This window comes from Ohtaekwangia koreensis, assembly GCF_900167975.1.
In the GTDB taxonomy this organism is placed as follows: domain Bacteria; phylum Bacteroidota; class Bacteroidia; order Cytophagales; family Cyclobacteriaceae; genus Ohtaekwangia; species Ohtaekwangia koreensis.
This window is the reverse complement of record NZ_FUZU01000001.1, coordinates 826,390-842,057: the sequence shown is the minus strand read 5'-3', so window position 1 is coordinate 842,057 and position 15,668 is coordinate 826,390. Positions and strand designations below refer to the sequence as shown.

Genomic DNA, 15,668 nt, shown 5'->3' with positions numbered 1-15,668 from the left:
TGGTGTTACTCTGTATCTGCTTTGCCAAGGATTGCATTTCACAATCGGATATTCGTGCGGAATCCGGAGTGCTCGATGCACGTCACTGGAATTTTCAAAAACGATTACCACTTACGGGCTATTGGACATTTCACGAAGGCGAATTGCTTTTACCTGAACAGATTGACTCCGTTCGGGGAACGAGTCATTTTTTTCCAGCCATCTGGAAAGATGATTCCGAAAACAAACAGCGCACCGAATATGGTACGTATTCCCTCAAAATACTTCTCCCTGACTCTATAATAAATATGGGTCTTGAAATCCCGCAGATGTATAATAGCTATACATGTTGGGTAAATGGAATAAAAGTAGCTTCCGCTGGAGCTGTTGGTAAAACTGAAAAAGAAGCAAAACCAAAATGGTTTCATCAAACCGTAACATTCTCAACGCACGCAAAGGATACACTGGTCGTGGTTCTTCATATTTCAAATTTTCATCACCATAAAGGTGGCAGTAAAGATCCTATTCAGTTAGGGTCTTCAGAAGGTATATCTAAACACCTCTCACGGGCAGTGGCCACCAACGTAATTGAAGCAATTATACTATTCCTTGCCGGAAGCGCTTTTCTCATAGTATATATTTTTAGGAAGAAGAAAGTTATACTCTTCTTTTCATTGCTTAGCCTTACCTGGGCAGTACGTTGTGTTTTCTCAAATCTTTATCCGGTGGTTGTATTTTACCCCGACATCAATTGGCAATTCCTGGTAAAGACTGAGTACTTAACGTTATACCTGGCCGTAATCTGGGCGATGCTTTTTCTACATCACCTGTTGGATAAATTAAGTAATCCACTTATTACCTATACCATTGTTGCTTTGAATAGCCTGTTCGTTATCTATACACTTTTTGCACCGGTCATTATATTTTCACAATGGCTGTCGCTCTACCTGGCGGTGGCGGGAATTGTTATTATATACGGTGGCTACCTGATCATCCGGGCTCTGCTTGCGGAATATATAGGCTCATGGCTTCTAACAGGAAGTATACTAACGGGAGTAATTATATTCGGATATGATATGCTCGCATACAACACAACGTTTGGATACAATTATATCTTTCTGAGTACGGGGTACCTGGTAATCTTCTTACTGACGGCAATTGCGCTCCTATTCCATCTGGGCATTTTAAAAAGTCAGCTTAAAAGAACGGATGTACTCACATATGACGATTTCTTTAAGAAGCCTTAGACATATATATCGTACATATAGTACCAGGTGATACAATAGTAAAGAGCCTGACTTAGAATTAAAGCACAATTTTCTCTTATGCTAAGTCGGGCTCTGAATCAAGATCTATATACTTATCACTCAAGCGTTATGGCTATACATTGTAGATGCTACATAACTGCTCGTAACACAAACGTGTCCGTAATCCGAAAACAGATCAATAATCAGTATCCAATCCGAGACGATCTTTCAACTCCCTGAGAATTGGATTCTTCTCAATCAGATAGTCGAATTTTTCGCGATTGGTATAGATTACTTTCCGCACATCTTCCACTTCTTTCAGCTCCCCGTAAATCTGAATCGAGTTATTCTTCAATTTCTCTCTGACGAAGGTTGAGAGTTCGATCCGAAGACCATTCAGCATCATTTCCTGTACGCTGTTGTGAAGATGTACCGTCACCACATTGTCTTTCAGATCGTAAGGTTGTGTAAGGAGATGATATTCTGCCTGGAATTTTTTACGGAGCTCTGCGAACTCATTCCAAACCGCTTGAAGTTGCTCTGGTGTAAAAGGCTCATCGGGATCTACCTTTGCCTGGTTAGCGTCCGTTTGTTCTTTCTTCGGCTCTACCTTTAAAAGATCGGTGAGCTTTACTGTTGTTTTGGGAGCGGTTTTAAACCTGGACTTTTCTGAGAAATCCGGTTTCATTGAAAATGTTGCCGGGCCGGGAGCTTCTTCTGCCGCAGGTATACTCTCCGGAGCTGATGCCGCGGATGTTGCTGGTGCAACGGAGGTTGGCGTTGGTGATTTTACTTCTTCTGCAACAGGCTCTGCGTCTGTTTCAGTCTCTACACTAATTTTTTTTTTAACCCTGCCGCATCGGCAAGTCCATTGGCAAGACTGAGTTGGTCGGATTTCAATACGCTTCCTACATGCGCCATCTTCATCAGCGCAAGCTCAACTGAAAGGCGTTGATTCTTGCTTCCCTTATAATGTATATCACACTGATTGGCGATGTTAAGCCATGTAAGCAGCAGTGAAGGAGGGCACGTTTGTGCCTGTTGTATATATTTCTTTTTAACACTATCCGGAACTTCCATCAACTGTACGGTGCGCGCATCTTGTGATACGAGCAGGTTCCGGAGGTGTTCACTAAGTCCTACGATAAAATTATGTCCATCAAAACCTTTGCGCAAAATTTCGTCCAACACTAACAAAGGCTGCGTATGATTTTGAGACAGCAATGCGTCAATCACCTGGAAGTAATAATCATAGTCCAGGATATGAAGATTGCTCAACACATTTTTGAACATCACTCCTTTACCCGAGGAGTATGTCACCATCAAATCGAAAATTGAAAGGGCATCACGAAGTGCACCGTCTGCTTTCTGACTGATGAGGTGGAGTGCTTCATCTTCTGCCGGTATACCTTCGTGCTGCGCAATCTTTTTTAAATGATTGGCAATGTCACTAATCTGGATCCGGTTAAAATCAAAAATCTGGCAACGTGAAAGAATCGTTGGAATAACTTTATGTTTTTCCGTTGTAGCCAGAATAAAAATAGCGTATGAAGGAGGCTCTTCCAGTGTCTTCAGAAAAGCATTGAAGGCAGCATTCGAAAGCATGTGCACCTCATCTATAATATAGACTTTGAATTTTCCGAACTGTGGTGGATAGCGAACCTGGTCGATCAGGTTTCGGATATCTTCAACCGAGTTGTTAGACGCGGCATCAAGCTCGAAAATATTGAGTGAATTATTTTCAGTTCTTTCTTCAAAACCATTGATCAGGCGGGCAACGATACGCGCGCAGGTTGTTTTCCCCACACCACGCGGTCCGCAGAACAAAAGGGCCTGAGCAAGTTTATTGTTATCGATAGCATTTTTGAGCGTAGTGGTAATGTGCTCTTGCCCAACCACTTCGTCAAACCCAGTAGGGCGATATTTACGTGCCGATACAACAAAGTTTTCCATGCGAGGGCGCAAGATAAAATTGAAATGACAATTAGCAATGAACAATTGCAATTGTAACGCTCAATTAAATGAATTTAGAGTCAGAACTTTTTTCGTTTTATATTTGTAAATTCTTTGCCAACTAAAATTGGACATTGTTCTTTGAAACACGTGCATTGGTCATCCATGTTCTTGTTTAAAAAAATCGGGGCCGACCGGTTTTGACAGGATGTTTGAGGTCGTATAGAAGCATGCAGGCTCATAGGATGAGAGCCTTGAAAGATAGTCCTGAATCATACTTGGCGAGTCTAACTACGCCATGGCTGCTTAATTTAGCGATTCGCTAAGTTACGCCTCGTCCCGATAAGATCGGGAAAGCCATCATCGCTCAGCACTGTCGTTTTGCAGGTGCTGGTTAGCGGTGTCGTTATGCAGAACTGCTCCGCGCGATGTTGCTAAGCGCGGCTAAGACACAGTAACTAAGGTGTAGTTTGGCTGTTGCCTGCCTTGCTACTCCCGACAATTAAAGTCAACTAAGCATGTAGAAGGTATGAGTTCTTCTTCTCTGGACCAGAGTTCGATTCTCTGCGGCTCCACTGGTACACAAATCAAAGGAATACAAAAGCCCGAATCCGTAATGAATTCGGGCTTTTTTGTTTTAGATCACCCTCAAATCATACCCATCCGTAGGTGGCAAATTCGGTGCACTTTTCAAGTACACCAATGCGTTTGCCGAATTTGACCTTTATCAATTGATAATCAAGTAGTTCGATATATGAACATCTTGATTATCTCTAGACAAAAAAGGATTTTAAAACTTAAACGGATGGTATATGGCAAGCATTAAAGTTCTATTCTACTTAAGAAAGTCAAAGACTAATCGCTTCGGATCAGATCCGATCTATATGCGAGTAACAGTCAGCGGAGATCGTTTTGAAACAGCTACTTCCTATACAGTAGACCCAGCTAAATGGTCTCAAAAAAGCTGTCGAGTTATTAGCAACAACAAAGAGGCAAAAGAGTTAAACAACTTACTGGATGCGTTACGCGCCAAAGTGTATGATATCCAAAAGACACTGCTTCTAACGAATCAAGAAATAACAAAAGATGTGTTTGGCAAACTATGGTTCGGTGTCAAAGAGCCATCAAAAATGCTACTGGGTATATTTAAGGAACACAACGAACAGATAAAAGCACTAATCAACATACAGTATTCGTTAGCCACCTATAAAAAGTATCTAACAACGTTTGATCATACTGCTAATTTTATTCGTGAACTATATAACAAAACAGATATAGCTATCGAAGATATCAAGTATAAGTTCATAACAGACTTTGAATTTTGGCTTAAAACAAAAAAGAAGTGCAACCAAAACAGCACCGTAAAGTATCTTACAAACTTCAAAAAGATCATTCATATATGTACTAAAAATGGATGGCTTCTCCGCAATCCATTCGCTGCTCATAAGATGATAAAAGAGGACACTCAACGTCCCTACCTGACAAGCGCAGAGCTTGATATACTACATGCAAAAGATTTTTCAAGTGAAAGACTACGTCAGGTACGAGATATATTTCTATTCAGCTGCTATACCGGCCTTGCATATATCGACACGCAAAAGTTGACCTATAACGAAATTGTTACAGGCATAGACGGTGAAAAGTGGATTATCACTACGCGACAAAAAACGGAGGCGGCATCACGTATACCACTACTACCAACTGCCATGGCTATTTTAGCCAAGTATAAAGGCCATCCCGCATGTATAGTCAAAAATAGAGCACTCCCTATATTAAGTAATCAAAAGATGAATGAGTATCTGCATGAGATTGCAACAATATGCAGTATAAATAAAAAAATGACCTATCACACAGCGAGACATACGTTTGCCACTACAGTGACACTCACGAACGGTGTACCGATTGAAACTGTTAGTAAAATGCTTGGTCACCGAAATCTGAAGACGACACAACACTATGCAAAAATTGTAGATATTAAAATCAGTGAAGACATGAAAGCACTTAAATACCGTATGCAGCGGGAGGTTTAAATGATTTATATAGGATACGCCATACAATAACTAAGGAAAAATCGAAGATGGCCAATGACCTCATAGTAGTTACCCTGAAAAAAGTGACAAACTTAGTGGTGTCATTGATTATGTTACAAAGAAATTATTTTGAATCAATTCTAATTTGTCTGATATTTGGGCAAAGTATGGTAACTTCATGTTACTAAATCAATACCTAACCTACCTATGATTAAAAGAGTAGTAACCTGCCTTTGTTTTCTAGCGATTACGTTTTATTCAAACATGTTGTATTGCCAAGCAACTTTTAGCCAAGTTGATTACGACCGTAGTGTTTCGTTTCCATCTCCTACAGCTGCTTCTTTGGGTAAATTTGGATTTATACCGATAAGTTTTTCCTCCGGTACGGTAAATATTTCATTGCCTGTATGGTCAATACAAGAACGGGGTGTTCAGGCAGACATATCACTTAACTATAATAATAACGGGTTACGGGTTGCTGAAGAAGCTAGTTGGGTTGGTTTTGGATGGTCGCTGACTGCCAATGCTACTATTTCTCGAATAATACGTGGAAACCCAGATTTAGAAGGATCGGTATTGCAAAATAACAATGGAGGAAAAACGTATGATCAAATTGGAAGTCAGCAAGGCATTGACAATTTGACTGCCAATCGAATTACTGAGGGATTTTATGATGGGGAACCCGATCTTTTTTCGTTTAACCTTGGAAATTTCTCGGGTAAGTTTGTAATGTCCCAAGGAAACGCAGTTCAACTATCATATCAAAATATATCAATTAAAAGAGTTGGAGATAATTTTGTAATAACCACAGATGATGGTGTTAAATACGAATTTGCAAAACGCGAAATAACAGTTCTCAACAACGCCGCGGAGACGTATAATTATCCGCCATATGTCTCTACCTGGCTTTTAACTTCTATTACGTCCGCCAACGGTAGTGAAGTCATTGAATATATTTATGGAGAACAGCCCGAGATTATTCAATCTGCGTCCAATTTTTCGATACAGCATACCTTTGACGGTAATCCCCCACCCTATACAGATGGATGTTTAAATAAGAGCAATAATATATCAAACAGCGGTTTAACAACGGTAACTTCCTGGCGTTTGGAAAAAATAAGAAGTAGGACGACAGAAGTGTTATTTATACCGCAGCAACAAGATCGACTTGATCTATATGGCTCTTCTAAGGCTCTATCTGAAATACATATCATTGACAGATATAGTAGCGAAATTATTCGAAAATTTAAGTTTAACTACGACTATTTTGGCAATCAGGCGGACAAGAATAGTGCCCGCCTAAAGTTAAAAAGTTTTATACAAACAGGCATTAATGGTATAGTAAAAAAGCCACATTACTTTGATTACTACGAAGGTACATTTCCTAGTAAAATTGGTTTTGAACAAGATCATTGGGGCTATTATAACGCAAGTGGAAACCAATCACTGATACCGCATATCTACGAATGGCAAAATTATGGTTATGCAATCAGAGAGCCGAATGAGACCGCATCAAGAACGGGAATGCTAAAAAAAATAATTTACCCGACCAAAGGTTTCTCAGTCTTTACTTACCAACAAAATCAATATTTATCAGGTAGTCAATCAGTGGCAGGTCCCGGATTAAGAGTAACACAAATTGAAGATTTTGATGGAAGGTTATCTTCATTTAGAAGATATCAATACGATGAGCCAATTTTCTATGGGGAGCCATTTTATGTCAAATATTACACACTTAATAATTGTGTGTGCCAGCCAATACCAGAAGGGGGCTGCATGTGGAATATGGTGTCATGTAGCCATTACGTCATTAGCGGGGCCAACAACTCACTGTTTGCCGGACTCTCTGGTTTTGCATTGGCTTATCGCAAAGTGGTAGAGATAGCTGGTTTATCGAATCAGGTAGGCAGCACAGAGTATATATATGAGGCTAGTGATCAATATTATTTAGATCGAGATATCCGGTTGAAAGCGACTTTGGTGAAAAACAAAGATGGCGACATTGTTAAATCAACTGTTAACGAGTATCAGGTTGTTAATGATCGGTTATTATATGCGTTTAGACCAGAGCTGACACATAGAAAGGTACAATGTGAATTTTTTGGTGAAACGCCTAGAGATCCTTTGTATGACTATATTTTAAATGATTACAACGTTGATGCCATGTACGCCATTTTTTCCCGTTGGGTATATTTAAAGAGGACAACGAATACAGATTATGATTTAAATGGTGAAGAGATATCAACAAACTATAGCGAGTATACCTATGGCAGTGCTAGTCACCGCTACTATACTCGAATTGAGCATACTCAATCTGACGGCGATAAGCTAATAGAGTTTTTTAAGTACCCATTGGATTATGTACTTACTTCAGATTTTGGTAGCGACTCATACTACAATGCACTTAAAAGGCTGGTCTTACAGAATAACGTTAGATCCATAGTAGAATATCAAAGTATTAGAAAAACGTATTCCGGACTCGAATCAGTTATTGCCGCTAAGCTGTTGTTATATCGGGAGTTTATCGAGGCGCAAAATATTCAGGTTGCGGACGTATATAGTATGGAATCGACGGTTCCACAGCCCGTATCCCAGTCTTACACGTCAGGAAACACGTTTGTATTTAGCAATTTACCTTACACAAAAATATTAAGTTACGACTACGACGCTCTTGGTAACTTACTGTCCAAGCAAACCGCACACGAAGTGACCTCCTATTTATGGGGCTATAACAATACTCTTCCTATTTTGGAGGTTAAAGGTGTTCCATATAGTATATTATATAACGCATATTCTGAGAGTGGGCAGAGTCTCACAGCGCTACGGAATCACCCTACGGTATCAAAATTTCCAATCACCACATTTACACACAAACCACTTGTTGGCATCTCTGTAATTACCGATCCCAATCTTAAAACAAATTCTTATACGTATGATGAGCTTGGGCGATTGGAAGTATTGACTGACGCCGATAATAATATCGTTCAGACTTATAACTATAATTTCAAGAGCAATTTTAAATAAGTTTTATGTACAGGTATATATATGTTATATGCATATTTTTTTGTTGGCAAAACTTGTATGCACAGACAGAACTATCCGGTTTTTGGTTAGTGGACTTTCAGAAAACCATCGATATGATGTCGGAAGGCAATAGGAAGGAATATGATTCACTTCGAGAGGAACAAAGAAATCGTTTATTTGAAAATTTTTCAACAAGAACATTTTTATTTAAAGACTCAGGAGCAGTCGAGATAAGTTGGATTGCTAGTGGTAACAAGGGATCTGTGGCCGGAAGTTGGATATTAAAGGGTAGTGAATTGTCAATTATCTATGCGAAGGGATATAAAAGTGTGTATTCGATTCAGACAATGGAGGAGGATTCTTTGATTTTGACGATGAAAACTTCACCCGGAATTTTTACGAAATTATTCTTAAGCAGAGGTAAATAGGTTATGGTGAGAATGAAACTACTTTTAATAGCGTTTTGGATTCTTCCTTTCCGCCTGTATAGTCAAAATTTAACTGTTATTATTAATGGGCCAACGAGCGCCAATGTGAATCAAACCTTGACCTATCAGGCGCAGTTCAAAAATAGTAGTGGAAATGTAGTTAATCCTCCATCGGGAGGCACAGTTTATTGGGGAGTTTCCAAGGGCAATCTTGTTTCGCAAAATGATTTATTTGGTCAAATTCAATGGACCACTGGCGGCACTGGGTATATATGGTTCGAATATATTACCGCTGATAATTATTACTCCGGTGAGGTGGCCGTTCAAATTGCTATGCCTGCGTTGCCTGACCCAAATGCCAATTATCAAATTGTAAATAGTTGTGGTAGCTCAACCGTTACTCTAACCAACGCTCCGCCAGCCGGTGCCAATTACGAGTGGTGGTGGCAAACTTCTGCAACAGGCACCAGTCTGTCATACGGCAATGGTACTAGTATAACACTTACCAGTACAGTTGATCTCTATCTAAGAAGTCGTTCTAAAACGACACCGTATACGTGGGGAACAGGATATCAGCGTATAGGATTGATTGACGTTGGTTCGTCAGTCCCAACGAATCCAACAATTGCCAACAACGCATCTGTTTTCTCCGGTGGCTCTGCGACAATATCCGTTGGCGACGTTCCTGGAGCAACAAGTTATCGCTGGTACACGTCGTCTAATATCATCTTGCCAGGACAAACGAGTCGGCAATTAACGGTTACAGATATTACAGAGAACAAGCTTTTTTATGTTTCTGCCATGAAGGGCGTTTGTGAAAGTAGCGCAAAAATAGCTGTTTCGGTGAATGTCATTGCCCTCCCTGTAATTGCAATACAAAATAGCCAATCGGCGAAATTGGAGGCGAATGGGTCAATCACTTTGGTGGTTTTAGGACAATATGATAGTTATGCGTGGCAAAACGACGAAGGTGATATTATTGGAACAAATCCCACATACAATTCAAATATTGTTGGGAACTACCGCGTAGTTGTTTCCAAATCGGGAGTCGTGGGGACCGGAATGTCAAATTCAATCTATGTATGGTCAGGTTTTATTAGTGTAGATGCTAACTATGTATTAGGCAATAGCATTAAACACGCTGGAGTGATTTCAAAAGCAGAAGTGAATTCGTTGTCAGTTACATCTGATTTAATTCAAACAGTTCAATATGTAGATGGTCTTGGTAGGCCATATCAAACGATAAAAACCAAGCATTCTACAAGCGGTAAAGATTTGGTACAGCCATATAGTTATGATGAGTATAATAGAGAGGTATATATATACCTTCCCTATACCTCGTCGTCCGACTATGGGCAGTTAAAGTCAGATGTGCTCAATGCAAATGGTCAGCCAGGAGAAGCGATGAATAATTTTTACACAACAGATCCACTCGTCGCAAATACCAATCATCCGTTTTCCAAAACAGTGTTTGAGTCCAGTCCTCTTAGTCGCGTAATGAAGGTGGGACTTCCGGGCAGCGACTGGCAGCCAACAAATGAAAATGACCATACTACAAAAAATTCTTTTACGGGGAACCTTGAACGAGAAGTAATATTATTTCAGTTTGATCTCGGTAATAATGTTTTAAAATATATTGAAAATGAGAGCTATAAGTATTACCAAAAGAATAAGCTAAACGTCACGACCACATATGATGAGAATAATCACGAAGTTATAGTATATAAAGATGCAAATGATCTCACGGTTCTTAAAAAATCATATATACAGGGGACTGGCACTTCGAGAATGTATGCGCTTACGTACTATGTTTATGACGACTTTGGAAATCTGCGTTTAGTATTGCAACCGGAATTATGTAGTAAACTCCATGATAATTATATCATTACTTCAAACGATCTCAGTACGTATGCTTTTCAGTACAAATATGATTCGAAGCAACGGTTAGTTGAAAAGAAATGTCCATCTACTGAATGGGTTTATTTGGTGTACGACAAAAAAAATCGTGTTGTGCTTACACAGGACGGCAACCAACGTATAAATAAACAATGGACATTTACCAAATATGATGAATTAAACCGCCCGATAGCTACCGGCATAAAAGATACTACAACTGTACTTACTCAGGCTGCTATGCAACAAGGGGTAATTAATCACTACGCAAAGGCATGGACGCGCTATTACGAGACGTATATCGGTAATGTAACGGGCAATGTTCATGGCTACAGCAATAAGTCATATCCTATATTTACATCTAATACATCACCTGACGTCAATCAATATCTTACAATAACCTATTATGATGACTACACATATAAGTCGTATATAGGCGCAAACTATGACTATATAGACGAAGGACTTACAGAAACGGCTAGTGGATATATCTATCGGCAGCCTCAAGCTGCTTTTGGCGGTGTGATTGGGCAGGTTACAGGGACGCGCGTGCGAGTATTGGACAGTCATATAGCAAGCAGTTCGATAACATGGTTGAATTCCGTAAACTACTATGACGATAGGTATAGGCTTACACAGGCTATATCCGACAATTATAAAAGCGGCCGTGATCGAATAAGTAATGTTTACGACTTTACTGGTAAAGTACTCAAGAGCAAGCTTACTCATACCCGCATAACCTGGAAAGACATGGTGGCGGCCAGGAGAATGGGGAACCGTATTGATAAAACGGACTTAGATGGTTGGACTTCTGGCGGTGCGTCTGTTGAAATACTTCCTGCTAATACGGATGGTTGGATGGAATTCACGACTTCAGCTACCAACAAAGCTTTAATGATAGGGCTGTCAGAAACAAATGCAAATGCAAACTGGGGCACCATTAAGTACGCTTTATACCTGACAAACACAGCCAAAGTTGAAGTTCGGGAAAGTGGCTCGGCAAACCTGCTTACGATTTCGCCTACGTATGCTGCTGGCGACTTGTTTAGGATAGAAAGAAAAGATGGTAAGATTAAATTTTATCGTAATGGAGCCCCTCTTACGGAGCGTGCAGCTACTACTAATGCTTTGCTGATTGACTTTTCCATTTACAATAACCGTGGTGCTATCTGTAATTTACGATCATCATTCGGAAACTTTACACCTTATGAAATAACGCGCAGGTTTGAATACGACCATGCAGGGCGATTAACGCACACGTGGCACCAGATCGGTTCACAGCAGCAGATACTCGTAAGTAAAAATGAGTATAATGAATTAGGACAACTGATCGACAAAAAACTGCATAGTACAAATCGTGATGCTACTGATGCGAAGCAATCTGTAGACTATCGTTATAACATTCGTGGTTGGCTGACGTCAATTAACAATGCTGAACTGAATAATGATGGTATAACCAATGATGACGGCAGCGATTACTTCGGGCTGAACCTTGCTTATAATGAAGCGCTGGGTACTGGGAATGAAGAAATTAAATCAGGTCTGGATAATTCACTAGTCTCTTCGTATGCATTCAATGGTAATGCGAATGATGATGCTCCGAACGGAATTAATGGTGTGGTGACTGCAGCCACTTTAACAACAGATTCACAAGGTAATAGCAACGAGGCATATAGTTTTGGTGCCGGTGCTTATATTGAAATGCCGAACTCACTCACCAAACATTCTTTCATTCAGAACACTGGTAAGTTTACTATATCTGCTTTTATAAAAATTGGCGATCTGAATGCAAGAAATGTAATTGTGGGTAATACTGCTACTTCGGTATCAAAAGGTTTTACGTTTATGTATGAGACTTACGGTGGAGGATATGGCGATCATCAACTCCGTTTTATTACGACCATAGGTACCAATTCTGTTTCTTTTACTGCGTTGGGAGGAGTGCGTACGATTAATGACAACAATTGGCATCATGTAGCGGTTGTTGGGGATGGGCATAGTATACGATTCTATGTGGATGGTGTGCAAGACGGTGCAACAACCCCCATAACTATATTTTCGACCGGAGCTGCCTCGGCCACTACTTTGATCGGTAGGACACGCATACAAGGTGGTGTTTTAAGTATGGTAGGTTCTATTGATGAAGTCAAAATATTAAGTGCCCCTGCAACACAGTCAGAAATATATACGTTTGCCAGTCGCGTAGAACTAAATACTATACAAGATGGCAGACAGTATAACGGTAATATTTCAGCCATGAAGTGGAGTGTGAATCAAGGGCTGAGTGAAACAAAAGAAATGGCCTATAATTTTAAGTATGATCCACTTAACCGCTTAGAGTCTGCAACAAACCTTCAATCTGCATCTTTAGGTGTGTGGAACCCGGGTAAGTTTCATGAAGGAGAGCTTACATACGACTTGAACGGAAACATAAAAACACTTACCCGTTACAATGAAAAGAACGCTATGGATATACTTTCGTACACCTATACATCTGGCGCAAACAGTAGTAATCAGTTATTGAAAGTTGTAGATATAGGGGATAAGTATAAAGGTTTTATAGATGGTACGAATACCGACAATGACTATACCTATGACGCCAACGGTAACATGACGGTCGATAAAAACAAAGGTGTCATAGCCATAGCGTATAACGTGTTAAACCTTCCAACAACTGTAACAAGAGGAGTAAATACTGCTAACTATATCTATGATGCAACGGGTCGCAAGTTGGCGGAAGTAACCTATTTCCTTAATTCGACTAAGCAAACGGACTATGCTGGTGAATTTCAGTATGTAAATGATGTATTGCAATTTGTTCAGCATGAGGAAGGACGAATTGTACTTGCGACTGAAAAAAATATATACACGAACGATGGTGCGGATTTAAATAGTGTGACAACGGCGAATGGGACTACACTTTCGCCCGTTACGCAAGCAAGCAACCAGAATTATATTAAAGTAGCAAGTAACGGTACGACTACCCGTGGTGCTACATTAGGAGGTATACTACCTGTACAGCCTGGTGAGCGATATCGCATACGGGCAAAAGGCTATCGTGTTGGTAGCAACAATGTTTACCTGCTTGCGCGAACAAATCTTGGTAACATCCTTTGGGGTGCTTATTGGATGGGTTCTCAATTGTCAAGTACATCGTCCACTGAGTCATGGGTTGAAGAAACTATCACTATACCTGTAGGTGCGACCCAACTTGAAGCCGGTTTATACTGGAGTGTTGCTGCTTCAACTGACTATTTTTTAGTGAATGATTTTGAGATAACGAAGTTAGGCGAAAATGTAGCCCCTGAATATCAATACAATTTGAAGGATCATCTTGGTAATGTTCGTTTAACTTTCACAACAAAAGTCGAAGCAGATATATACACTGCAACGTTCGAAGATGATACTCAAAACACTGAGACTAATAATTTTGAAAATTACAGCAGAGTCTCATCCGATATGTTTGATCATACAGATGCAGGAACTGTATACTCCAAGGCACAGATGCTTAATGGTGGTTCAGGTTCACAGGTTGGTCTTGCGAAGACATTGTCTGTAATGCCAGGTGATATTATTAAAGCAGAGGTATATGCAAAATATTTAGGAGCTGAAGGTGGACCAGTTGATCTCACCACATTTGGTGCAGCATTGTTATCAGCATTTAATTTATCAGCTCCTTTAGCAGGTGAAACAGGAACCGCAAGAGCAGCCTTACAAGATTATGGTACTTTCATCGGTGGTAATGGCAATCCTGGTAATGAGAATTGGCCGAAAGGATGGCTGAATGTTTTAGTGTTCGACCGCAATCATAACTTAATTGACTTGGCGTTTGAGCAACTTTCTTCCGCGTATGTCCAAGAGGTGGGTTCGGCTGCCAAAGCCCCGCATCAGCTTTTGAGTAAAGAGGTAGTCATCAGCGAGCCTGGATATGTCTACGTTTACATATCAAATGAGGGTAGCATTGGTCAGGAAATTTACTTCGATGATTTTAAATTAACACATACTAAGTCTTCTGTAATTCAATCAGATGACTATTACCCATTTGGCCTTGCTTTTAATTCGATGAACCGAGAAAATGGTCTAATAAATGCTTATAATTTTAGTGGTAAAGAGCAACAAGATGAGCTTGGATTAGGGTGGCTGGACTATGGTGCACGTATGTACATGCCAGATTTGGGCAGATGGGGTGCGGTTGACCCCGTAGCTGAAACTATGGAAAGCTTTAGCCCGTTCGGATTTGCATACAATAATCCTGTAACTCTCGTCGATATAATGGGACTAGCCCCTGTTTATAACTGGGATACTGGTGAATATGAGGATGTTGGGAAAAACGGGAAAAAGAAGAAAATTACTGCAGATCAGGCTTTAAAGTCGGTTAACAGAGATAAGGGAAACAACGTCATTATATTTAGACAATGGGACCAAAATAAAGGAGGAGATAAGGCTATGGATGATATGCTTGAAGCTGCTTTGGAGACAGAAGCGTCGATCATTACAGCCAATAACTCCAAGGAAGCAGCAGACAAACTTGAAGGATTAGTTTCACGAACAGGAAAGAAAATAAACACCTTGACTTTTGCCGGTCATGGGAATGAAGACTTAGCTATGACGTTCCTTGGCAACACAGCATACTCAGGTGATGACACGGGATTGACCAAAGTAAAAAATGATGCGAACTTGGCTAGGATTGGTGCATTGCTAGGCAAGGATAGTCAAGTGATTTTGTTTAACTGTCATGCAGGTGGGATAGGTAATGGCGGTGTTGAACTGTGTAAGGAAATGGCGCTTAAGATGAAGACAACAGTGATTGGAAATCAAAGTTGGGGATGGGCAACACCTACTATGTTTGAGGGGGCTTATCAAAAATATTCAGGTAATCCGTTGATACATCCGGATGATAGAGCAAATTGCGGGCGACATCCGAATGCCGTGGAAGGCAATGGTAAGTTTACGAAGGTAACGGTGAAAAATGGCGTGTCTAAAATAACAACTGTCTACGATCTTAGGTATACAAAGTCTGGCGGTGTCGAATACTCTGCTACTCCATCTAAAACTCCATAAAATGTTTAATAGGATTTTCCTAGTGTTTTTTATACTTCCTTTGTTGGCGGAAA

At 40.2% G+C, this 15,668-nt stretch carries 6 protein-coding genes and 1 other RNA gene; 5 read left to right on the top strand and 2 right to left on the bottom strand.

Annotation, left to right across the window (positions count from 1 at the left end):
• Positions 1–2 precede the first annotated feature (2 nt).
• Positions 3–1,226: a 7TM-DISM domain-containing protein gene (locus B5Y40_RS03635; protein WP_245840534.1), complete on the top strand. Its 1,224-nt coding sequence runs from the start codon at positions 3–5 to the stop codon at positions 1,224–1,226.
• A gap of 196 nt (positions 1,227–1,422) precedes the next feature.
• Here B5Y40_RS03635 and B5Y40_RS03630 read toward each other — a convergent pair whose 3' ends face one another.
• Both B5Y40_RS03630 and dnaX read right to left on the bottom strand, forming a co-directional pair.
• The gene (locus B5Y40_RS03630) at positions 1,423–1,914 is read right to left on the bottom strand and encodes a hypothetical protein (protein WP_079685337.1); all 492 of its coding nucleotides are present in this window, start codon (positions 1,912–1,914) and stop codon (positions 1,423–1,425) included.
• 140 nt (positions 1,915–2,054) lie between these two features.
• Complete coding sequence (dnaX, locus tag B5Y40_RS03625) at positions 2,055–3,179, bottom strand: DNA polymerase III subunit gamma/tau (protein WP_079685336.1); 1,125 nt, start codon at positions 3,177–3,179, stop codon at positions 2,055–2,057.
• Between the two features lie 186 nt (positions 3,180–3,365).
• Here dnaX and ssrA point away from each other — a divergent pair.
• The 4 genes from ssrA to B5Y40_RS03600 all read left to right on the top strand — a co-directional run bounded on the left by ssrA (position 3,366) and on the right by B5Y40_RS03600 (position 15,615).
• Positions 3,366–3,757: a transfer-messenger RNA gene (ssrA, locus tag B5Y40_RS03620) on the top strand.
• 234 nt (positions 3,758–3,991) lie between these two features.
• The gene (locus B5Y40_RS03615; RefSeq protein WP_079685335.1) at positions 3,992–5,209 is read left to right on the top strand and encodes a site-specific integrase; all 1,218 of its coding nucleotides are present in this window, start codon (positions 3,992–3,994) and stop codon (positions 5,207–5,209) included.
• Between the two features lie 207 nt (positions 5,210–5,416).
• Complete coding sequence (locus B5Y40_RS03610; protein ID WP_143785590.1) at positions 5,417–8,233, top strand: RHS repeat domain-containing protein; 2,817 nt, start codon at positions 5,417–5,419, stop codon at positions 8,231–8,233.
• Positions 8,234–8,673: 440 nt separating this feature from the next.
• Positions 8,674–15,615 carry a DUF6443 domain-containing protein gene (locus tag B5Y40_RS03600; protein ID WP_159453593.1) on the top strand — a complete coding sequence of 2,314 codons (6,942 nt, stop codon included), beginning with the start codon at positions 8,674–8,676 and terminating at the stop codon, positions 15,613–15,615.
• The last annotated feature ends 53 nt before the right edge of the window (positions 15,616–15,668 follow it).